Source organism: Pseudomonas fulva (assembly GCF_023517795.1).
GTDB lineage: Bacteria > Pseudomonadota > Gammaproteobacteria > Pseudomonadales > Pseudomonadaceae > Aquipseudomonas > Aquipseudomonas fulva_D.
Genome location: NZ_CP082928.1, coordinates 2,210,321 through 2,231,901, shown reverse-complemented (window position 1 = coordinate 2,231,901; position 21,581 = coordinate 2,210,321). Strand labels below are relative to the sequence as shown.

At 63.0% G+C, this 21,581-nt stretch carries 21 protein-coding genes; 19 read left to right on the top strand and 2 right to left on the bottom strand.

The features are described from left to right. The first annotated feature begins 1 nt into the window (after position 1). The 14 genes from K8U54_RS09960 to K8U54_RS09895 all read left to right on the top strand — a co-directional run bounded on the left by K8U54_RS09960 (position 2) and on the right by K8U54_RS09895 (position 13,133). Entirely contained in the window at positions 2-874 is an 873-nt protein-coding gene (locus K8U54_RS09960) for a ParB/RepB/Spo0J family partition protein (RefSeq protein WP_249909974.1), read from the top strand. A gap of 157 nt (positions 875-1,031) precedes the next feature. Then, a complete protein-coding gene (locus K8U54_RS09955) occupies positions 1,032-1,424 on the top strand; it encodes a F0F1 ATP synthase subunit I (protein ID WP_249909973.1) in 393 nt (130 codons plus the stop codon). Between the two features lie 31 nt (positions 1,425-1,455). Further along, positions 1,456-2,325 carry a F0F1 ATP synthase subunit A gene (gene atpB, locus K8U54_RS09950; protein ID WP_070884867.1) on the top strand — a complete coding sequence of 290 codons (870 nt, stop codon included), beginning with the start codon at positions 1,456-1,458 and terminating at the stop codon, positions 2,323-2,325. 152 nt (positions 2,326-2,477) lie between these two features. Next, a complete protein-coding gene (gene atpE / locus K8U54_RS09945) occupies positions 2,478-2,735 on the top strand; it encodes a F0F1 ATP synthase subunit C (protein ID WP_003097235.1) in 258 nt (85 codons plus the stop codon). Positions 2,736-2,793: 58 nt separating this feature from the next. Continuing rightward, complete coding sequence (locus K8U54_RS09940) at positions 2,794-3,264, top strand: F0F1 ATP synthase subunit B (protein WP_070884868.1); 471 nt, start codon at positions 2,794-2,796, stop codon at positions 3,262-3,264. 14 nt (positions 3,265-3,278) lie between these two features. Continuing rightward, entirely contained in the window at positions 3,279-3,815 is a 537-nt protein-coding gene (locus tag K8U54_RS09935; RefSeq protein ID WP_070884869.1) for a F0F1 ATP synthase subunit delta, read from the top strand. A gap of 21 nt (positions 3,816-3,836) precedes the next feature. Continuing rightward, the gene (atpA, locus tag K8U54_RS09930; RefSeq protein WP_013793554.1) at positions 3,837-5,381 is read left to right on the top strand and encodes a F0F1 ATP synthase subunit alpha; all 1,545 of its coding nucleotides are present in this window, start codon (positions 3,837-3,839) and stop codon (positions 5,379-5,381) included. Between the two features lie 50 nt (positions 5,382-5,431). Next, on the top strand, positions 5,432-6,292 hold the full coding sequence (gene atpG / locus K8U54_RS09925) for a F0F1 ATP synthase subunit gamma (RefSeq protein ID WP_027904139.1): 861 nt from the start codon (positions 5,432-5,434) through the stop codon (positions 6,290-6,292). A 27-nt stretch (positions 6,293-6,319) separates the two neighbouring features. Further along, positions 6,320-7,696, top strand: a complete 1,377-nt coding sequence (gene atpD, locus K8U54_RS09920; RefSeq protein ID WP_013793552.1) for a F0F1 ATP synthase subunit beta — start codon at positions 6,320-6,322, stop codon at positions 7,694-7,696. 42 nt (positions 7,697-7,738) lie between these two features. Continuing rightward, positions 7,739-8,167: a F0F1 ATP synthase subunit epsilon gene (locus tag K8U54_RS09915; RefSeq protein ID WP_070884871.1), complete on the top strand. Its 429-nt coding sequence runs from the start codon at positions 7,739-7,741 to the stop codon at positions 8,165-8,167. Between the two features lie 198 nt (positions 8,168-8,365). Then, the gene (gene glmU / locus K8U54_RS09910) at positions 8,366-9,730 is read left to right on the top strand and encodes a bifunctional UDP-N-acetylglucosamine diphosphorylase/glucosamine-1-phosphate N-acetyltransferase GlmU (protein ID WP_249909972.1); all 1,365 of its coding nucleotides are present in this window, start codon (positions 8,366-8,368) and stop codon (positions 9,728-9,730) included. Positions 9,731-9,863: 133 nt separating this feature from the next. After that, positions 9,864-10,637, top strand: coding sequence for a DeoR/GlpR family DNA-binding transcription regulator (locus tag K8U54_RS09905; RefSeq protein ID WP_249909971.1), 774 nt, complete (start codon positions 9,864-9,866; stop codon positions 10,635-10,637). A 10-nt stretch (positions 10,638-10,647) separates the two neighbouring features. Next, positions 10,648-12,486: a glutamine--fructose-6-phosphate transaminase (isomerizing) gene (gene glmS, locus K8U54_RS09900; protein WP_249909970.1), complete on the top strand. Its 1,839-nt coding sequence runs from the start codon at positions 10,648-10,650 to the stop codon at positions 12,484-12,486. Then, positions 12,486-13,133 (top strand): YczE/YyaS/YitT family protein, encoded by a 648-nt coding sequence (locus K8U54_RS09895; RefSeq protein ID WP_249909969.1) that lies wholly within the window; start codon positions 12,486-12,488, stop codon positions 13,131-13,133. Before glmS ends, K8U54_RS09895 begins: the two co-directional genes overlap by 1 nt. An 83-nt stretch (positions 13,134-13,216) precedes the next feature. On the opposite strand, the gene map is transcribed toward K8U54_RS09895, so the two are convergent. After that, positions 13,217-13,987: a type I methionyl aminopeptidase gene (gene map / locus K8U54_RS09890; RefSeq protein ID WP_249909968.1), complete on the bottom strand. Its 771-nt coding sequence runs from the start codon at positions 13,985-13,987 to the stop codon at positions 13,217-13,219. Next, positions 13,984-14,193 carry a ParD-like family protein gene (locus tag K8U54_RS09885; protein WP_249909967.1) on the bottom strand — a complete coding sequence of 70 codons (210 nt, stop codon included), beginning with the start codon at positions 14,191-14,193 and terminating at the stop codon, positions 13,984-13,986. The genes map and K8U54_RS09885 overlap by 4 nt, the downstream gene beginning before the upstream one ends. 206 nt (positions 14,194-14,399) lie before the next feature. Between K8U54_RS09885 and K8U54_RS09880 the strand changes: the two genes are divergently transcribed. From K8U54_RS09880 to K8U54_RS09860, 5 genes are all read left to right on the top strand, one after another. Beyond that, a complete protein-coding gene (locus tag K8U54_RS09880) occupies positions 14,400-14,918 on the top strand; it encodes a sigma-70 family RNA polymerase sigma factor (RefSeq protein WP_249909966.1) in 519 nt (172 codons plus the stop codon). Next, positions 14,915-15,841 carry a DUF4880 domain-containing protein gene (locus tag K8U54_RS09875; protein ID WP_249909965.1) on the top strand — a complete coding sequence of 309 codons (927 nt, stop codon included), beginning with the start codon at positions 14,915-14,917 and terminating at the stop codon, positions 15,839-15,841. Before K8U54_RS09880 ends, K8U54_RS09875 begins: the two co-directional genes overlap by 4 nt. Before the next feature lie 262 nt (positions 15,842-16,103). Next, entirely contained in the window at positions 16,104-18,479 is a 2,376-nt protein-coding gene (locus K8U54_RS09870) for a TonB-dependent siderophore receptor (protein WP_249909964.1), read from the top strand. Continuing rightward, the gene (locus K8U54_RS09865) at positions 18,476-19,321 is read left to right on the top strand and encodes an alpha/beta hydrolase (protein ID WP_249909963.1); all 846 of its coding nucleotides are present in this window, start codon (positions 18,476-18,478) and stop codon (positions 19,319-19,321) included. The genes K8U54_RS09870 and K8U54_RS09865 overlap by 4 nt, the downstream gene beginning before the upstream one ends. A 356-nt stretch (positions 19,322-19,677) precedes the next feature. Next, positions 19,678-21,570: a PhoX family protein gene (locus K8U54_RS09860; protein WP_249909962.1), complete on the top strand. Its 1,893-nt coding sequence runs from the start codon at positions 19,678-19,680 to the stop codon at positions 21,568-21,570. Positions 21,571-21,581: the final 11 nt, after the last annotated feature.

Here is a 21,581-nt window from a genome sequence, read left to right as displayed (position 1 = left end):
CATGGCTGCCAAGAAACGTGGGCTCGGTCGAGGCCTGGACGCCCTGCTGGGAGGCACCAGCGTCGATACGCTCGAGCAGGAAGCGGTCAAGGCCGATACCCGTGAGCTGCAGCACCTGCCTCTGGATCTGATTCAGCGCGGCAAGTACCAGCCGCGTCGCGATATGGACGTCACCGCCCTCGAGGAGCTGAGCCAGTCGATCAAGACCCACGGCGTGATGCAGCCGATCGTGGTGCGCCCGGTGGGCGAAGGGCGCTTCGAGATCGTCGCCGGCGAACGCCGCTGGCGGGCCACCCAGCAGGCCGGCCTGGATCGCATCCCCGCGCTGGTGCGCGAGCTGCCGGACGAAGCCGCCATCGCCATGGCGCTGATCGAGAACATCCAGCGCGAAGACCTCAACCCCATCGAGGAAGCCATGGCCCTGCAGCGCCTGCAGCAGGAATTCCAGCTGACCCAGCAACAGGTCGCCGAAGCCGTCGGCAAGTCGCGGGTGACCATTACCAACCTGCTGCGCCTGATCGCCCTGCCCGAGGAAGTGAAAACCCTGCTCTCCCATGGCGACCTGGAAATGGGCCATGCCCGCGCGTTGCTCGGCCTGCCGGTCGAGCAGCAGACCGAAGGTGCGCGACACGTTGTCGCACGGGGCCTGACCGTGCGTCAGACCGAGGCACTGGTGCGCCAGTGGCTGAATACCCAGGAGCGGCCAACTGCCACCACCAAGGTCGATCCGGATATCAGCCGGCTCGAACAGCGCCTGGCTGAGCGGCTGGGCTCTCCGGTGCAGATCAAGCACGGGCAGAAGGGCAAAGGCCAACTGGTCATTCGCTACAATTCCCTCGACGAACTTCAGGGCGTCCTAGCCCACATTCGCTGAAACAATTGCTCCTGGAGCACTACGGCGAAAAGACTTTCGGGCAGTTGAACGGGGTGGGAACCGCCCCTATACTCTGCGCGCATTTCGGCGGCACAAACTATGCCAAGGCATTGATTCTCCTGGCGCCGATACCATGAGGGCCATTCCAGGTAATTCGATGGATATCCGCACGCCAAAACGCTTGCCCTTCCATCGCCTGCCGGTTTTTCCGGTGCTCCTGGCCCAGTTGATCGCGTTGGTTCTGTTCGCCGCTGTGTTCTGGCAATGGCGAGGTGGTGTCGCCGGTTATTCCGGCTTGTGCGGCGGGCTGATTGCCTGGCTGCCGAATCTGTACTTTGCCCACAAGGCATTCCGGTTTTCCGGAGCGCGGGCTGCCCAGGCCATCGTCCGGTCGTTCTACGCCGGCGAAGCAGGGAAACTGGTTTTGACAGCGGTGCTTTTCGCACTGGTGTTCGCAGGTGTGAAGCCTTTGGATGCGGCGGCCTTGTTCGGCGTATTCCTGCTGACCCAATTGGTCAACTGGTTCGCACCCTTGCTGATGAAGAGATGATTTTTAAAGCCTTAGAGCGTTTGAGGGATTTATGGCAGCTGCAGAAACCGCTTCGGGTTATATCCAGCATCACTTGCAGAACCTGACCTTCGGTCAGCACCCGGTCAATGGCTGGGGGTTCGCCCACACGGCCCAGGAAGCCAAGGAGATGGGGTTCTGGGCTTTCCACCTGGATACCCTGGGTATCTCCGTGGTGCTGGGTCTGATCTTCATCTTTCTGTTCAAGGCAGCTGCCAAGCGCGCCACCTCCGGCCAGCCCGGCGGCCTGCAGAACTTCGTCGAAGTGCTGGTCGAGTTCGTCGACGGCAGCGTGAAGGACACCTTCCACGGCCGTAACGCGCTGATCGCCCCGCTGGCCCTGACCATCTTCGTCTGGATCTTCCTGATGAACCTGATGGACCTGGTGCCGGTGGACTGGATCCCGATGGCTGCCGCCAAGATCGCGGGCGACGACCACCTGTTCTTCCGCGCCGTGCCGACCACCGACCCGAACGCCACCCTGGGCATGGCCCTGTCGGTATTCGCGCTGATCATCTTCTACAGCATCAAGGTCAAGGGCATCGGTGGCTTCCTCGGCGAGCTGACCCTGCACCCGTTCAGCGCCAAGAACATCTTCGTCAAGATCCTGCTGATCCCGGTCAACTTCCTGCTGGAGTTCGTGACCCTGATCGCCAAGCCGGTGTCCCTGGCCCTGCGACTGTTCGGCAACCTGTATGCCGGCGAGCTGATCTTCATCCTCATCGCGGTCATGTTCGGCGGCGGCATTCTGTTGGCAGCACTGGCAGGCGTCCTGCAGTGGGCCTGGGCAGTCTTCCACCTGATCATCATCACGCTGCAGGCCTTCATCTTCATGATGCTGACCATCGTCTACCTGTCGATGGCGCACGAAGACAGCCATTGATGGGCGTGTCGCGCGTCGACGATGCGCGGCGTTCACGATGGATCCGGCCTCGGCTGGAACGCCCGCGAGGGCACTGGAAGTAACGGTTTTGCTTTACCGCTTTACCCTTAGAAAAACCTTAACCAATACGACGTAAAAAGTCGGGAGGAAAGATGGAAACTGTAGTTGGTCTGACCGCGATCGCTGTTGCTCTGCTGATTGGCCTGGGCGCTCTGGGTACCGCCATTGGCTTCGGCCTGCTGGGCGGCAAGTTCCTGGAAGGCGCTGCGCGTCAGCCGGAAATGGTTCCGATGCTGCAAGTCAAGATGTTCATCGTCGCCGGCCTGCTGGACGCCGTGACCATGATCGGTGTTGGTATCGCACTGTTCTTCACCTTCGCGAACCCCTTCGTTGGTCAAATCGCTGGCTAATCACTCGATTTTTTCGAGTTGATTGGTGTGATGGACAACGAACGAGCGAGGTGTTGGCGTGAACATTAATGCAACCCTGATTGGCCAGTCCGTTGCCTTCTTCATCTTCGTGCTGTTCTGCATGAAGTTCGTGTGGCCTCCGGTCATTGCGGCTTTGCAAGAGCGTCAGAAGAAGATTGCTGAAGGTCTGGACGCTGCCAGTCGTGCGGCTCGTGACCTGGAGTTGGCCCAAGAGAAAGTGGGTCAGCAACTGCGCGAAGCCAAGACACAGGCTGCTGAAATCATCGAGCAAGCCAAGAAACGCGCGAACCAGATCGTCGATGAAGCCCGTGATCAGGCTCGCGTCGAGGCGGATCGCGTGAAGGCTCAGGCTCAGGCCGAGATCGAACAGGAAATCAACAGCGTCAAAGACGCCCTGCGTGCCCAAGTGGGTGCCCTGGCCGTCGGCGGTGCCGAGAAGATCCTGGGCGCATCCATCGACCAAAACGCGCATGCGGAGCTGGTTTCCAAACTGGCCGCCGAAATTTAAGCGAGGGCGCGATCATGGCAGAACTGACCACGTTGGCCCGACCTTATGCCAAGGCGGCTTTCGAATACGCCCAGGCCCACCAGCAGCTGGCCTCTTGGTCAGCCATGCTCGGCCTGGCAGCGGCGGTGTCGCAAGACGCCACCCTGCAGAGCGTGTTCAAGGCCCCGCGTTTGACGAGTACAGACAAGGCCACCACCTTCGTCGAGGTGTGTGGTGACAAGTTCGACGCCCAGGTACGCAATTTCATCCACGTTGTCGCAGAGAACGATCGTCTGGCCCTGTTGCCGGAAATCTTCGCACTGTTCGAGCTGTACAAGGCCGAGCAGGAGAAGTCGATCGACGTGGACGTTACCAGTGCCTTCGCATTGAGCGATGAACAGCAAGACAAACTCGCCAAGGTTCTCAGTGCACGGCTCGGCCGGGAAGTGCGCCTGCACGCTGCGGAGGATGCCACCTTGATTGGTGGTGTCGTGATCCGCGCCGGCGACCTGGTTATCGATGGCTCAGTTCGCGGCAAGATCGCGAAGCTGGCCGAAGCATTGAAATCTTGAGTTTGAAGGGGCAGCAGAGCTATGCAGCAACTCAATCCTTCCGAAATTAGTGAAATCATCAAGGGGCGTATCGAGAAACTCGACGTCTCTTCCCAAGCCCGTAACGAAGGCACCATCGTCAGCGTATCCGACGGTATCGTGCGTATTCACGGTCTCGCCGACGTCATGTACGGCGAAATGATCGAGTTCCCGGGCAGCGTCTACGGTATGGCACTGAACCTGGAGCAGGACTCCGTCGGTGCCGTTGTCCTGGGTGCGTACACCACCCTGGCCGAAGGCATGAGCGCCAAGTGCACCGGTCGCATCCTGGAAGTTCCGGTTGGTCCGGAACTGCTGGGCCGCGTCGTCGACGCACTGGGCAACCCGATCGATGGCAAGGGCCCGATCAACACCGCCGCTACCGACGCCGTCGAGAAAGTGGCGCCAGGTGTGATCTGGCGTAAGTCGGTCGACCAGCCGGTACAGACCGGCTACAAGTCGGTCGATGCCATGATCCCGGTAGGCCGTGGCCAGCGCGAGCTGATCATCGGTGACCGTCAGATCGGCAAGACCGCTCTGGCCGTCGACGCCATCATCAACCAGAAGAACAGCGGCATCTTCTGCGTCTACGTAGCCGTTGGTCAGAAGCAATCGACCATCGCCAACGTGGTGCGCAAGCTGGAAGAGTCCGGTGCCCTGGCCAACACCATCGTCGTGGCTGCTTCGGCTTCCGAATCCGCTGCACTGCAGTTCCTGGCTCCTTACGCCGGCTGCACCATGGGCGAATACTTCCGCGACCGCGGTGAAGACGCGCTGATCGTTTATGACGATCTGTCCAAGCAAGCAGTGGCTTACCGCCAGATTTCCCTGCTGCTGCGCCGTCCGCCAGGCCGTGAAGCCTACCCGGGCGACGTGTTCTATCTCCACAGCCGTCTGCTGGAGCGTGCATCGCGCGTTTCCGAAGAGTACGTCGAGAAGTTCACCAATGGCGCCGTGACGGGCAAGACCGGTTCCCTGACCGCTCTGCCGATCATCGAAACCCAGGCTGGCGACGTTTCCGCGTTCGTTCCGACCAACGTGATTTCCATCACCGACGGTCAGATCTTCCTGGAATCGGCCATGTTCAACTCGGGTATCCGTCCGGCCGTCAACGCCGGTATCTCGGTATCCCGTGTGGGTGGTGCTGCGCAGACCAAGATCATCAAGAAGCTCTCCGGTGGTATCCGTACCGCTCTGGCTCAGTACCGTGAACTGGCGGCATTCGCCCAGTTCGCGTCCGACCTGGACGAAGCCACCCGCAAGCAGCTCGAGCATGGTCAGCGCGTTACCGAGCTGATGAAGCAGAAGCAATACGCTCCGATGTCCATCGCGGACATGGCGCTGTCGCTGTATGCCGCCGAGCGTGGTTTCCTGACCGACATCGAAGTCGCCAAGATCATCAGCTTCGAGCAGGCTCTGATCGCCTTCTTCAACCGTGATCACGCCGATCTGATGGCGAAGATCAACGAGAAGGGTGACTTCAACGACGATATCGATGGCCAGCTCAAAGCCGGTATCGAGAAGTTCAAAGCCACCCAAACCTGGTAAGCCGCAGCGGGCGTCGCGAGACGCCCGCCTGCTAACCCGATAGGTGTGAAATGGCAGGCGCAAAAGAGATTCGCAGCAAGATTGCGAGCATCAAAAGCACGCAGAAGATCACCAGCGCCATGGAAAAGGTGGCGGTCAGCAAGATGCGCAAGGCACAACAGCGCATGGCAGCTAGCCGTCCCTACGCGGAGCGTATCCGCCAGGTAATTGGTCACCTGGCCAACGCCAACCCCGAGTACCGTCATCCCTTCATGATCGAACGCGAAGTCAAGCGCGTCGGTTACGTGGTGGTGAGTTCGGACCGTGGTCTGTGCGGTGGCTTGAATACCAACCTGTTCAAGGCCCTGGTCAAGGACATGTCGGCAAACCGCGAGCGCGGCGTGGAGATCGATCTCTGCGTAGTTGGCAGCAAGGGTGCGGCATTCTTCCGCAACTTTGGTGGCAACGTGGTCGCTGCGATCAGCCACCTCGGCGAAGAGCCGTCGATCAACGATCTGATCGGCAGCGTTAAGGTGATGCTCGATGCTTACCTGGAAGGGCGCATCGACCGTTTGTCCGTGGTTTCCAACAAGTTCATCAATACCATGACCCAGAAGCCGACCGTGGAGCAGTTGATTCCACTGGTGGCCGATCCGGATCAGGAACTGAAACACCACTGGGATTACCTGTACGAACCCGACGCCAAGCAGCTGCTTGACGGGCTGATGGTGCGCTACGTGGAGTCGCAGGTGTACCAGGCAGTGGTCGAGAACAATGCAGCCGAACAGGCCGCACGGATGATCGCGATGAAGAACGCCACCGATAACGCGGGCGACCTCATCAAAGACCTGCAGTTGATCTACAACAAGGCACGTCAGGCAGCGATCACCCAGGAAATTTCGGAAATCGTCGGCGGCGCTGCCGCGGTTTAACGGTTCAAATATTCAGAGGAACCAAAGATGAGTAGCGGACGTATCGTTCAAATCATCGGCGCCGTCATCGACGTGGAATTCCCGCGTGACAAGGTGCCGAGTGTTTATGAAGCGCTGAAAGTGGTCGGCGCCGAAACCACGCTGGAAGTTCAGCAGCAGCTGGGCGACGGCGTGGTGCGTACCATTGCGATGGGTTCGACCGAAGGCCTCAAGCGTGGCCTGAACGTCGACAGCACCGGCGCTGGCATCCAGGTACCGGTCGGGGTCAAGACCCTGGGCCGTATCATGGACGTGCTGGGCAACCCGATCGACGAAGCCGGTCCGATCGGCGAAGAAGAGCGCTGGGGCATCCACCGTGCCGCACCGACCTACGCCGAGCAATCCGGCTCCAACGAGCTGCTGGAAACCGGCATCAAGGTCATCGACCTGGTCTGCCCGTTCGCCAAGGGCGGTAAAGTCGGTCTGTTCGGTGGCGCCGGTGTCGGCAAGACCGTCAACATGATGGAACTGATCCGTAACATCGCCATCGAGCACAGCGGTTATTCCGTGTTCGCCGGTGTGGGTGAGCGTACCCGTGAGGGTAACGACTTCTACCACGAGATGAAGGACTCCAACGTTCTCGACAAGGTAGCCCTGGTCTACGGTCAGATGAACGAGCCACCAGGCAACCGTCTGCGCGTCGCCCTGACCGGCCTGACCATGGCCGAGAAGTTCCGTGACGAAGGCCGTGACGTACTGTTCTTCGTGGACAACATCTACCGCTACACCCTGGCCGGTACCGAAGTATCCGCACTGCTCGGCCGTATGCCGTCGGCAGTAGGTTACCAGCCGACCCTGGCTGAAGAGATGGGTGTTCTGCAAGAGCGCATCACCTCCACCAAGACCGGTTCGATCACCTCGATCCAGGCCGTATACGTACCTGCGGACGACCTGACCGACCCGAGCCCGGCGACCACCTTCGCCCACCTGGACGCCACCGTCGTACTGTCCCGTGACATCGCTTCCCTGGGTATCTACCCGGCGGTCGATCCACTGGACTCGACTTCGCGTCAGCTGGACCCGAACGTGATCGGCCAGGAGCACTACGACACCGCTCGCGGCGTTCAGTACGTGCTGCAGCGCTACAAGGAGCTGAAGGACATCATCGCGATCCTCGGCATGGACGAACTGTCGGAAGAAGACAAGCAGCTGGTATCCCGTGCTCGTAAGATCCAGCGCTTCCTGTCCCAGCCGTTCTTCGTTGCTGAAGTGTTCACCGGTTCGCCAGGCAAGTACGTTTCCCTGAAGGACACCATCGCTGGTTTCAGCGGCATCCTCAAAGGTGAGTACGATCACCTGCCGGAGCAGGCGTTCTACATGGTCGGTGGCATCGAAGAAGCCATCGAGAAAGCGAAGAAACTGTAATCACCCGTGCGCCCGGCAACGGGCGCTTACGTGAGGCTAGATATGGCTATGACAGTCCATTGCGACATCGTCAGCGCAGAAGGCGAGATCTTCTCCGGTCTGGTCGAAATGGTGATCGCCCACGGCAACCTGGGTGATCTGGGGATTTCCCCAGGCCACGCACCGTTGATCACCGACCTCAAGCCGGGCCCGATTCGTCTGGTCAAGCAGGGTGGCGATACCGAGGTGTTCTACATCTCCGGTGGCTTCCTGGAAGTGCAGCCAAGCATGGTCAAGGTTCTTGCCGACACCGTGCAGCGTGCTGCCGACCTGGATGAAGCCTCCGCTCAGGAAGCCGTCAAGGCTGCCGAGAAAGCGCTGAGCGAGCAGGGAGCCGAGTTCGACTACGGTTCCGCCGCTGCTCGTCTGGCCGAGGCCGCAGCCCAGCTGCGCACCGTTCAGCAAATGCGCAAGAAGTTCGGCGGTAGCTGATACCGACGCTCTTCATCGTTGCTTGGAAAAAGGGTAGCCTTGGCTACCCTTTTTCTTGCCTGCGATTTAACCCAGGTTGTGGATAACCCAATCATGTGGGAGCGGCTTCAGCCGCGATGACCCCTTTTCTGATCGACAGTCACGCAACGGATTGCTGTGAACCCTCTTTCTTTCCGCTCTCGTTTATCTGGATCTGCCATGTCCCTCGATATCGTCATTCTCGCCGCCGGCCAGGGCACCCGCATGCGTTCGGCCCTGCCCAAGGTGCTGCACCCGGTCGCCGACAAACCGATGCTCGGCCACGTCATCGATACCGCTCGCAGCCTGCAGCCGCAGAGCATCCAGGTGGTGATCGGTCATGGCGCCGAGAAGGTACGCGAGCGCCTGGCGGCCGCCGACCTGAATTTCGTCATCCAGGCCGAGCAGCTGGGTACCGGCCATGCGGTGGCCCAGGCGCAGCCGGCGCTGGGTGCCGATACCGTATTGATCCTCTATGGCGACGTGCCGCTGATCGAGCCGGCGACCCTGCAGCGCCTGCTGGAGCTGGTCGACGACAACCAGCTGGGCCTGCTGACCGTCGAGCTGGCTGACCCGACCGGCTACGGCCGCATCCTGCGTAACGGGCAGGGCGCCGTGCAGGCCATCGTCGAGCACAAGGACGCCAGCGAGGCGCAGCGGCAGATCCGCGAAGGCAACACCGGCATTCTTGCCGTGCCCGGCAAGCGCCTGGGCGACTGGCTGGGGCGCCTCTCGAACAGCAACGCCCAGGGCGAGTACTACCTGACCGACGTGATCGCCATGGCGGTGGCCGATGGTTTGGTGGTGGCCACCGCCACCGCCGCTGACGAGATGGAAGTGCTGGGTGCCAACGACCGCATCCAGCTGTCGCAGCTCGAGTGCCACTACCAGCAGCGCATGGCGCGCCGCCTGATGGCCCAGGGCGTGACCCTGCGCGATCCCCATCGTTTCGACGTGCGCGGTGAAGTGACCGTCGGCCGCGACGTGACCATCGATATCAACGTGATCCTCGAAGGCCGCGTGGTGATCGAGGACGATGTACAGATCGGCCCCAACTGCGTGATCAAGGACAGCACCCTGCGCAAGGGCGCCATCGTCAAGGCCAACAGCCATCTGGAAGGCGCCGAGGTGGGTGAGGGTGCCGATTGCGGTCCGTTCGCCCGTCTGCGTCCCGGCAGCGTGCTGGGCGCCAAGGCCCATGTGGGTAACTTCGTGGAGCTGAAGAATGCCGTGCTGGGCGAGGGCGCCAAGGCCGGTCACCTGAGCTATCTGGGCGATGCCGAGATCGGCGCGCGCACCAATATCGGCGCCGGCACCATCACCTGCAATTACGATGGCGCCAACAAGCACCGCACCGTCATGGGTGAGGACGTCTTCGTCGGTTCCAACAGCGCGCTGGTTGCGCCCGTAACACTGGGTGATGGCGTTACCACCGCCGCCGGTTCGGTGGTCACCGCGGACGTGCCGGCCAACAACCTGGCCGTTGCCCGTGGCCGCCAGCGCAATATCGAAGGCTGGCAGCGGCCGACCAAGAACAAGCCTTGACCGCGCGCTGTGGATAACCTGCTATCGGCGCAATGCGGTAGCTGCCGGGGTTATCCACAGCCCGGAGCGGCTTGACAGCAAAGCTTCGTTAGGTTTTGATTCGCGCCATTATCTTTCGAATCGAAACTTAAGCATGTCCAAACGCAACACGCCGCAACGTCGCCATACCATTCTTGCCCTGCTCGCCGAGCAGGGCGAGGTGAGCGTCGACGCCCTGGCCAAGCGTTTCGCCACCTCCGAAGTGACCATCCGCAAGGATCTCGCCGCACTGGAAGCCAACGGCCTGCTGTTGCGCCGCTATGGCGGTGCGGTACCGCTGCCCCAGGAAATGATGGTCGAAAGCAGCCAGCCGGTGTCCCGCTACAAGCAGGCCATCGCCCGGGCCGGCGTAGCGCGCATCCGCGAGCATGCACGGATCATCATCGACAGCGGTACCACCACCGCGGCGATGATCCCCGAACTGGGCCACAAGCCCGGGCTGGTGGTGATGACCAATTCCCTGAACGTGGCCAACGCGCTTCGAGACATCGAGCACGAGCCGGTGCTGCTGATGACCGGCGGCACCTGGGACCCGCATTCGGAATCCTTTCAGGGCCAGGTCGCCGAGCAGGTGCTGCGCTCCTATGATTTCGACCAGCTGTTCATCGGTGCCGACGGCATCGACCTGCAGCGCGGTACCACTACCTTCAACGAACTGCTGGGCCTGTCGCGCGTGATGGCCGAGGTGGCCCGCGAAGTGATCGTGATGGTCGAGAGCGACAAGATCGGCCGGCGCATTCCCAATCTCGAGCTGCCCTGGGGCAGCGTGCACACCCTGATTACCGACGAGCGCCTCGACAGCGAGGCGCGCGAACAACTCTTGGCCCGCGGGATCCAGCTGATCTGCGCGGCCAGCGACGCATCCTGAGGAGAACGCTATGTGTGGCATCGTAGGCGCCATTGCCGAACGCAACATCACCGCCGTGCTGGTCGAGGGCCTCAAGCGCCTCGAGTACCGTGGCTATGACAGTGCCGGTGTGGCGCTGATCGATGACCTGGGCACCCTGCAGCGCCGCCGCCGCGTCGGCAAGGTCAGCGAGCTGGAGGCGGCGCTGGACAGCGAGCCGCTGCCGGGCCGCCTGGGCATCGCCCATACCCGCTGGGCCACCCACGGCGTGCCGACCGAAAACAATGCCCACCCACACTTTTCCGGCGACCAACTGGCGGTGGTGCACAACGGCATCATCGAGAACCATGGCCCGCTGCGTGAGCAGCTGCAGGGCCTGGGTTATACCTTCAGTTCGGATACCGACACCGAAGTCATCGTCCACCTGCTCGCTCACACCCTGAAGAGCCACAGCGACCTGGCCGACGCCCTCAAGGCGGTGGTCAAGCAGCTGCGCGGCGCCTACGGCCTGGCGGTAATCAGCGCGGCCAATCCGGATCGTCTGCTGGCCGCGCGCAGTGGCAGCCCGCTGGTGATCGGCCTGGGCCTGGGTGAGAACTTCCTCGCCTCCGACCAGTTGGCACTGCGCCAGGTCACCGACCGTTTCATGTACCTGGAGGAGGGCGATATCGCCGAGATCCGCCGCGACAGCGTGCAGATCTGGGACACCCACGGCAACCCGGTGCAGCGTGAAGCGGTGCAGTACCACGAAGGCGCCGATGCCGCCGACAAGGGCGCGTTCCGCCACTTCATGCTCAAGGAAATCCACGAGCAGCCCACCGTCGTGCAGCGCACCCTGGAAGGCCGTCTGGGCACTGACCACGTGCTGGTGCAGGCCTTTGGCCCGCAAGCCGCCGAGCTGTTCGCCAAGGTGCGCAACGTGCAGATCGTCGCCTGCGGCACCAGCTACCACGCCGGCATGGTCGCCCGTTACTGGCTGGAAGAACTGGCCGGGATTCCCTGCCAGGTCGAAGTGGCCAGCGAGTTTCGCTATCGCCGTGTCGCGGTGCAGCCGGACACCCTGTTCGTCAGTATCTCCCAGTCCGGTGAAACCGCCGATACCCTGGCCGCGCTGCGCAATGCCAAGGCCGATGGCGGCTACCTGGCCAGCCTGGCGATCTGCAACGTCGGCATCAGCTCGCTGGTGCGCGAGTCCGACCTGACCCTGCTGACTCATGCCGGCCCCGAGATTGGCGTCGCTTCCACCAAGGCCTTCACCACCCAGCTGGTCGGCCTGATGCTGCTGACCCTGGCCCTCGGCCAGGTCAAGGGCACGCTGCAAGCGGGTGTCGCTGCCGAGCTGGTCGACGAGCTGCGCCGCCTGCCGGCGCGCCTGGACGAAGCCCTGGCCATGGACAAGATCGTCGAGAAGGTCTCCGAACTGTTCGCCGAGAAGCACCACACCCTGTTCCTCGGCCGTGGCGCCCAATACCCGGTGGCGATGGAAGGCGCGCTCAAGCTCAAGGAAATCTCCTATATCCACGCCGAGGCCTACCCGGCTGGCGAGCTCAAGCACGGCCCGCTGGCCCTGGTCGATGCCGATATGCCGGTGGTCACCGTGGCGCCCAACAACGACCTGCTCGACAAGCTCAAGTCCAACCTGCAGGTGGTGCGTGCCCGGGGCGGCGAGCTGATCGTGTTCGCCGATGCCAGCGCTGCCATGAGCAACGGCGAGGGCACCCACGTGGTGAACATGCCGCATATCCACGATGCCCTGGCGCCCATCCTCTACACCCTGCCGCTGCAGCTGCTGTCCTACCACGTGGCGGTGCTGCGCGGCACCGATGTGGATCAGCCGCGCAACCTGGCCAAGTCGGTCACGGTGGAGTGATGGGCAACAAGGTCGCGCTGGCCCAGCTCGGACCAGTCGCTCAACTGCGTGCCGGCAAGCTGCCGCTGCGTCTGCTGCAGTTGTTCGTTGGCCTGGCCTTCTTCGGTATCTCCACGGCGATGATGATTCGCGGCAATCTGGGGCTTTCGCCCTGGGATGCGCTGCATATCGGCCTGGCCAAGTTGTTGCCGCTGAGCTTCGGCTGGGTCGTGGTGGGCGTATCCTTCACGGTGCTGTTGCTGTGGATTCCGCTGCGGGAAATCCCCGGCCTCGGCACCCTCGCCAATGCCGTGGTGATCGGCCTGGTGGCGGACCTCAGCCTGCAACTGCTGGTGGCGCCGGAGGGTTTCATCTGGCGCTTGTTGCTGACCCTGGGCGGCGTGCTGCTCTGCGGTTTCGGCTCGGCGCTGTACATCGGCGCCCAGCTGGGCCGCGGTCCCCGTGACGGTCTGATGACCGGCCTGCATCGGGTGACCGGTTACTCGCTGCGCTCCATGCGCACCGCCATCGAGTTGAGCGTGTTGTTGGTCGGCACCCTGCTTGCCGGCTACAAGGTGCTGGGCCTCGGCACCCTGCTGTTCGCCTTCGGCATCGGCCCGCTGACCCAGCTGATGCTGCCGTGGGTGCTGGTGAGGTTGGATACCTAGCTGGCCACACGCAGGCTGGCGATTGGCGGTCGACGCCACCTGCAGCCGCTCGCACCTTTCGGCTGCGCCGAAACGCCTGATGCCTACCCGTGCAGCGGCGTTTCGTCCGGTCGCAGGGTCAGCACCCGCACACCTTCGGCCGTGACCGCTACGGTGTGCTCGAACTGTGCGGATAGCAGGCCGTCGGTGGTCACCACCGTCCAGCCATCGCGCAGGGTTCGGGTGGCGGGTTTGCCCTGGTTGATCATCGGCTCGATGGTGAAGGTCATGCCCTCGCGCAGGGTCAGGCCGGTTCCGGCCTTGCCCCAGTGCAACACTTCCGGTGCTTCGTGCATTTGCTTGCCGATGCCGTGGCCGCAGTACTCGCGTACCACCGAATAGCCGTTGGCGCGGGCATGGCGTTCGATGGCATGGCCAATGTCGCCCAGCCGGCCGCCCGGGCGTACCGCAGCGATACCCTTCCACAGCGCCTCGTAGGTCACGCGGGTCAGGCGCTGCGCTTCAGGCGAAGCGCTGCCGATCAGGTAGGTCTTGCTGGAGTCGGCGATATAACCGTTCTTTTCCAGGGTGATATCGAAGTTCACCAGGTCACCGTTCTGCAGTATGTCGCTGGCACTCGGTACCCCGTGGCACACCACGCGGTTGATGGAGGCGTTGAGCGAGTAGGCGAAGCCGTATTGACCTTTACTGGCCGGGCGCGCCTTGAGGTTGTGGACAATGAAGTTATCCACAATGCCGTCGACCTGCAGGGTCGACATCCCGCATAGATCCAGCTGATCGAGGTGAGTGAAGACCGAGGCCAATAGCCGGCCGGCCTCGGCCATCAAGGTGACTTCTTCCGGCGTCTTGATCATGACGCGTTCGCCAGGCCGGGCGCCGATACGCCGGCAGCACGCAGCTCGGCGGCCATCACCTCGTTGAAGCTCAGGGTCGGATTCATCTCACAGAGCATGCCGATGCGAATCCAGAACCCGGCCTGGGCATTGATGGACCGGTGCGACACGCTGCTTGCCCGGCGGATCTGGTCGTGCAGCTCGTCTTCGATATTGACGATACCCATGGTCGCTCCTGATATATGAAATATATATGCATCATATAGCCGTCCGCTCGTTTCTGTCACCTCGGGGTGCGAATGACGGCATTGGTGGCGCCTGCCCGTCGATTGATCCACGGCAGAGGTTGTAATAAGAATGATTCGCGAATAATGTGCGCGGTCGCCAGCTTGTCCACGCTGTTCTTCGCGCTTGTCGGCCTCGGAGGGCGTCCATGTCGCTACCTGAAACGGATTCCATCGTTCCGCTCGATGTGCTTTACGGCACGCACCACCGCTGGCTGAATGGCTGGTTGCGGCGTTCGCTCGGCTGTTCGCAGCAAGCGGCGGATCTGGCTCAGGACACCTTCGTGCGGTTGCTGATGCGTGGCAAGCCGATCAGCGATCATGCACCGCGTGCCTTGCTGGTTCGTGTCGCCCGCGGCCTGGTGATCGATCACTGGCGCCGTGACGCGCTGGAACGTGCCTACCTCGACGCATTGGCCCAGTTGCCCGAAGCCAGTTACCCGTCGCCGGAAGTGCGTCACGAGGCGCTGGAATGCCTGGAGCGAATCGCCGGCCTGCTCGACGGCCTCAAGCCCGCCATACGCGAGGCCTTCCTGCTCTATCAGCTCGGTGGCCTGACCCACCGGCAGATTGCCGAGCAACTGGGTATTTCCAGCCGTACCGTGGAGCGCCATGTAGCGAGTGCGTTGTTGCACTGTTATCGCGGTTGCTTCGAGACCATGCGGTGAGTACGACGGAGCGTTTGCCGGAGGCCATCGTCTGCGCAGCCATCGAGTGGCAGATGCGTTTGCGTGACCAGGGTGCCGGCGCCGATGTGCAGGAGCAGCTGCAGAACTGGTTGCAGCGCGATGCCCGCCATCGACTGGCCTGGCAGCGCCTGCAGGAAATGGGCGGGCTGTTCCAAGCCAGCCGGTTGCCGGATGCCGCGCAAACCATTCCCTTGTTGCGCCGCGCCGAAGCGGACCTGAGCCGGCGACGCGCGCTGAAGTTGCTCGGTGCTGGACTGGTGGCGGGCGGTGCGACGGTGCTGGTGGCGCAGACCTCGCCTACCTGGCGGGCCGATTTCGCCACGGCGACGGGTGAGCGTCGCCGCATCAGGCTGGGCGCCGCTGCCGAGGTGATGCTGAACACGGGCAGCGCCCTGGACGTGGAGGGGCAGGCGTTGATCCTGCGCGCTGGCGAAGCATTGGTGGAAGGCGTGCACTGGCAGGCTCGCTGCCGTTTCGCCACCTGCCTGGGTCGCAACGCCAGCGTGCTGCTGCGCGAACATGACGGTTACAGCGAGATCCGTGTGCAGCGTGGCGAGGCGCTGGTGTCCACCGCGGTCGGCCAGGTGCGGCTACGCGATGGCGAGGGGGTCGGGGTGTCTGCAGCCGCCATGACTCCCCTCGGCACGGGGCCTGTCGATCCCTTTTCCTGGGCGCGTGGCCTGCTGGTGGTCAGCGATATTCGCCTGGCTGACTTCCTGGCCGAAGCAGGCCGTTATCGAAAGGGTTGGCTGATCTGCGATGGCGCCGTTGCCGAACTGCACCTTTCCGGGGTTTTTCGCCTGGACGAGCCCGACGCGATGCTGGACAACATTGCTCACCTGTTGCCGGTGAGGATCGTCGAGCGTACGCGTTGGTGGGTACGGGTGGTGCCGGTGGCCTGAGGCCGACCGCGGGTGCCGGTTTGAAGGAAGAAGCGGCCGTTCGCGTAACGCGTAGGAGGGGCCGGGCGGCGCTCCGCTTTAGCCCCGAGCTTTTTATCAAGGCAAACAAAGAGCTCGCGGCTAAAGCCGCTCCTACAAAAGTGTTCTGCTCACCGACCGCTCCCGCCACATAACCGCCGATGAAAACCGGATTTGCAAATCCAATGTCGGACTTTTCCGGCTCGTCCGGTTAGAGGGAATCACTCCCTCAATGGATACCTTCATGCGTGCTGCCAGCCCCCTGCCATTTCAGCTTCAGCCCCGTACGTTGTCAGGTGCCGTCTGCCTGGCGCTGGCCTTGCTTGGCGCAACGGCGAGCGTGACGGTGCAGGCTGCCCAGCCAGTCGCTGCAGTCGTCGCCCCGCGTATCGCGGCCGGGCCGCTGGAGCAAGCGCTGAGCACCTTTGCCGAGCGCACCGGAATCACCTTGTCCTACTCGCCGGATACGGTGCGTGGCCTGAACAGCCCGGGCCTTTCGGGTGGCGGCCCGCTGGAGGACGGGCTGGCGAAGCTGCTCGATGGTAGCGGCCTGGTCGCCCACAAGACCACGTCGGGCTACGTGGTGCTGCCGGGCAAGGCCGAGGCCAGTATGCAGCTCGAGGCCACGAGCATCGAGGCGGCAGCGACGCAGAGCGCCTTCGAACCGGCGGGTGGTTACTTCTCCAGTAACGCCAGCAGTGCCACCAAGAGCGACAGGCCGATCCTGGAAACCGCGCAAAGCATCAGTGTGGTGACGGCCGAGCAGATCGCCGATCGCAAGGTCAACCGGGTCGAGGACGCGGTCGCTTACACGGCGGGTGTGCGAGTCGGCGGGTCGGGCCTGGATCCGCGCTTCGACACCATCAACGTGCGTGGCTTCGAGACCACCCAGTCCGCCGATTTTCTGGATGGCCTGCGCCAGGCTGGCAGTGGCTGGTTGGCCTTGCCTTCCCTCGAGGCGTACAGCCTGGAGCGCATCGAAGTACTCAAGGGGCCGGCCTCCGTCTTGTATGGGCAGATCAGCCCCGGTGGCATGGTGAACCGGGTCAGCAAGCGGCCAAGCCTGCTGGCGAACAATGAAGTGGAAGTGCAGGTTGGCAACTACGCTCATCGGCAGGGCCAGTTCGATGTGGGCGGCAAGCTGGATGAAGCGGGCGATGTGCTGTTCCGCACCGTGGGCATCTATCGGGATGCCGAGTATTCCATCGAGCAGATGGACAACAACGCGCGCCTGCTGGCGCCTTCGCTGAGCTGGCAGATCGACCCGGATACCAGCCTGACGCTGCTGGCCCAGTACCAGGAGCGGCAGACGGCGGCGTCGCCGATGCTCTATCAGGATGGCGATCACCTCACCGACATCTGGCAGGGCGACGAGTATTTCGACAAGCTCGAACAGCGCAAGTGGACGGTCGGCTACGAGTTCGAGCATGCCTTCAACGACACCTTCAGCCTGCAGCAGAACCTGCGATACGGTCAGCTGGACACCACCAATCAATACCTGGATGTCGGGCCGGTCGGCGCCGACAACATGCTCCCTCGCAGCACCGCCGGCAGCTACGAGGACATGGCCACGCTGTCCACCGATACCCGGCTGACAAGTCGTTTCGACACCGGCACTCTGCAACACACGCTGGTCAGTGGCGTGGACTATGCCTGGCTCGATACCGAGCTGTTGTATGCCACGGGCAGCGCACCGTCGCTCGACCTCGATGCCCCCGACTATCATCAACCGATCGCTCGTCCCGACACCGTGCTGGTCGACAGGGATGGCCTGGAGCACCGCGCCGGTGTCTATCTGCAGGATCAGATCGAGCTCGATCGCTGGCGCCTGTCCGCCGGGCTGCGGCGCGACTGGGTGCATGCCCGCTCCAATGGCGACCAGTTCGGTAGCGACATCAACAGCAAGATCACCAATTCGGCCACTACCGGCTCGGTCGGCGCGCTCTACCTGTTCGATAACGGCCTGGCGCCCTACGCCAGCTATGCGACGTCGTTCCTGCCGCAGAGCGGTTCCGACTCCGCCGGCAAACCCTTTTCCCCAAGCGAGGGCGAGCAGTACGAGGTTGGCCTCAAGTACCAGCCGCCGGGCACCAGCACCCTGCTTACGGCCTCGTTGTATCACTTGACCCAGACCAACGTGGTGACCCGGGATCCGGCAAACAGCAGCTTTCAGGTGCAGACCGGCGAGCAGGTGTCTCGCGGCCTCGAGCTCGAAGCGGTCTCCGACTTGAGCGACAGCCTGCGCATGACCGCCGGCTACAGCTTCAACGACGCCGAGGTCAGCAAGGACAGCGACTACCAGGGTAAGGCACCGAAGAACGTACCGCGCCACCTGGCGTCGCTGTGGCTGGATTACCGCCTGCCGTTCGGGCTCGGTGTCTCGGGCGGTGCCCGTTATACCGGCAGCACCTATGGCAACGGTGACAACACCCTGAAGAACGAGGCCTACACCCTGATCGATGCCGGGGTGCACTACGACTTTGGCGGTGGCCTGGATGGTGTGCGCCTGGCGCTCAATGCACGCAACCTGACCGACAAGCGCTATATCAATTGCCAGGACAGCAATTGCTACCGCGGCGAAGCGCGCAGCGTGGTCACCAGCCTGAGCTATAGCTGGTGATCGCGATCGGCGTACGGGTTGCGGTGCTCAGCGCGCTGTTGCTGGGCAGCCTGGCGGTCGCCCAGGCCGAGCCGGTGGTGCTGGACGGCACCGAGCAATGGATGCTGAAAAGCGCCGAGGGGCGCGAGTACCGCATCATGATCAGCCTGCCGGAGGGGGACGTGCCCTACACCGGCGGCTACCCGGTAATCTACCTGCTCGACGGCAATGCCTATTTTCCGGCTTTCCACGCGGCCAAACGTGCCCAGAAGCGGCTGCGCGGATCGATTCTGGTGGCCATCGGCTATCCAGGCGACACGCCGCTGGACGTCGGGCGTCGTGCATTCGACCTCTCGCCGCCGCCGCCCGTCGAGCGCAACACACCGCCCCAGGGTGGCCAGGACCTGTTCCTCGACTTCATCGAGGAGCGGCTGATGCCCGAGGTCGGCAAGCGCTTCAAGGTCGACCCGGATCAGCGCAGCCTGGTCGGGCACTCCTTTGGCGGGATGTTCGGCATCTACACCCTGTTCACCCGGCCCGAGCTGTTCCAGCACGTAGTGGCGGTCAGCCCGACTCTGTGGTGGCGTGATCGCTACCTGCTGGCGCCTGAACGGGCGTTCTTCGAGCGGGCCCACGCAGGTCAGCTGAATCTTATCCACAGCAGCCTCACCTTGTTGATCGGTGACCGCGAGGCACCCCAGAGCATCCAGGACGCCCGTGCTCTGCAGCTGCGCTTGCAGGCTCTTTCGCAGTACGGGCTGCGCAGTGATTTCCAGATCGAGTCCGGCGAAGACCACATGTCGGTGATGTTCCGGGTAACGTCCCGGGTACTCGACGAGCTGATCGGTACACGACGCTTCTGATTCGGAACAGGGCGGATCGCCGTGGATGCCCGTGTACAAAAACTATCCGCAATTCTTCAGGGCCCGGAATACAAGGCATCTGAAGGTTTATCCACAGCTGTTCACGAATCTTATCCAAGGCTCCTGTGAATAAAGGTTGATTGCTGGTCAGATTCTGTACAGTTTTCCAAGAAGCCCTCTCCGTAAGGCCTGTGGCGGGGAATTACCAGGTTATCCACAGATTGGATCACCGTATTTGTGAACATCGCCTGCCTGTCGATAACCTGGTGACGGAGACGCGCACCATCAGCTGTCATGCAAGCGTCACATCAGTGACATAGCGTCCCTGCGCATCAGAAGAGAGCAGGAGCGCCGTGATGCATGATGATCAATTGACCGACCTCGAACGCCTGACCCTTTCCCGCCGCCGCTTCATCGGTGCCGGGGCGTTGACCGGCGCGGCGCTGTTTCTTGGCGGCGGTTTGCTGAGCCGTAGCGTACTGGCCGATTCGATCAGTGCCACGGTCCCCAGCCCGCTGCTGGGTTTCGCCAACCTGGCGGCCTCCACGACCGATACCATCACCCTGCCGCCCGGCTATTCGTTCCGCCCGCTGATCAGCTGGGGCCAGCCGTTGCAGAAGGGCGGCCCGGCATTCAAGGGCGATGGCAGCAACAGCGCGGCCGAACAGCTGCTGCAGTTCGGTGACAACACCGATGGCATGAGTTTCTTCCCCTGGCCTGGCGACCCCGATCGCGCGCTGATGGCCATCAACAACGAATACGTGAATTACCGCTATCTGCTGGCCCATGGCGGCCTGCCGAAATCCGCCGAGGACGTGCGCAAGGCGCAGAACGCCGAGGGCGTGACGGTGATCGAGGTGCGTCGCGGTGCTGACGGCTGGGCCTTCGTGCAGGGCTCGCCCTACAACCGCCGGGTGCATGGCAACCTGCCGATCGACGTGAGCGGCCCGGCCCGGGGTCATGAGCTGCTCAAGACCGAGGCCGATCCGCTCGGTATCGAGGTGCTGGGCACCTTCCAGAACTGCTCCAGCGGGCAGACGCCCTGGGGCACCTACCTGACCTGCGAAGAGAACTTCAGCGACTGCTTTGGCAGCAGCGATGCCAACCTGCAGTTCACCCCCGACCAGAAGCGCTTCAGCGTGTTGCATGCCAGTGCCGAGAACGAGTGGCACCGCTTCGACCCGCGCTTCGATATCGCCAGGAACCCCAACGAGCTGAACCGCCATGGCTGGATCGTCGAGATCGATCCCTTCGATCCGCAGGCCAAGCCGATCAAGCGCACCGCCCTGGGTCGCTTCAAGCATGAGAATGCGGCGCTGACCACCAGCCGCGATGGCCGCGTGGTGGTGTACATGGGCGATGACGAGCGCGGTGAATTCATCTACAAGTTCATCACCCGCGATCGCCTGGATCGCAACAACGCCAAGGCCAACCGCCATATCCTCGACCAAGGCACGCTTTACGTGGCGCGTTTCGAAGAGGGCAACGGTGATGCCGATCACCCGAAAGGCCGCGGCCGCTGGATCGAGCTTACCGCCGGCAAGCATGGCCTGACCGCCGAGCACGGTTTTGCCAACCAGGCCGAGGTGGTGATTCGCGCGCGGCAGGCCGGCACCCATGTCGGCGCTACGCGCATGGACCGCCCCGAGTGGATCACCGTCAGCCCCAAGGACGGCCAGGTCTATTGCACCCTCACCAACAACAGCAAGCGCGGCGAGCCGGGGCAGCCGGTCGGCGGCCCGAACCCGCGGGCCAACAACCTGTACGGGCAGATCCAGCGCTGGCGCGAACAGGGTGACGATGCCGCCGCCATGGATTTCCAATGGGACCTGTTCGTGGTCGCCGGCAACCCGGTGGTGCACGCCGGCACGCCCCAGGCCGGCAGCCATGCGATCAATGCCGACAACATGTTCAACAGCCCGGACGGCGTCGGCTTCGACGGCGGCGGCCGCCTGTGGATCCAGACCGACGGCAAGTACAGCAACCAGGGCGACTACGCCGGCATGGGCAACAACCAGATGCTCTGCGCCGATCCGCACACCGGCGAGATCCGCCGTTTCATGGTCGGCCCGGTGGGCTGCGAGGTGACCGGGCTGGCCTTCTCGCCGGACTACAGGAGCATGTTCGTGGGCATCCAGCACCCGGGCGAGGAGGGCGGCTCGAGCTTCCCGGATCACCAGGCCGGCGTGCATCCGCGCTCGACGGTAGTGGTGATCAGCCGCGACGACGGCGGGGTGATCGGCGCCTGACCCGGGGCCTG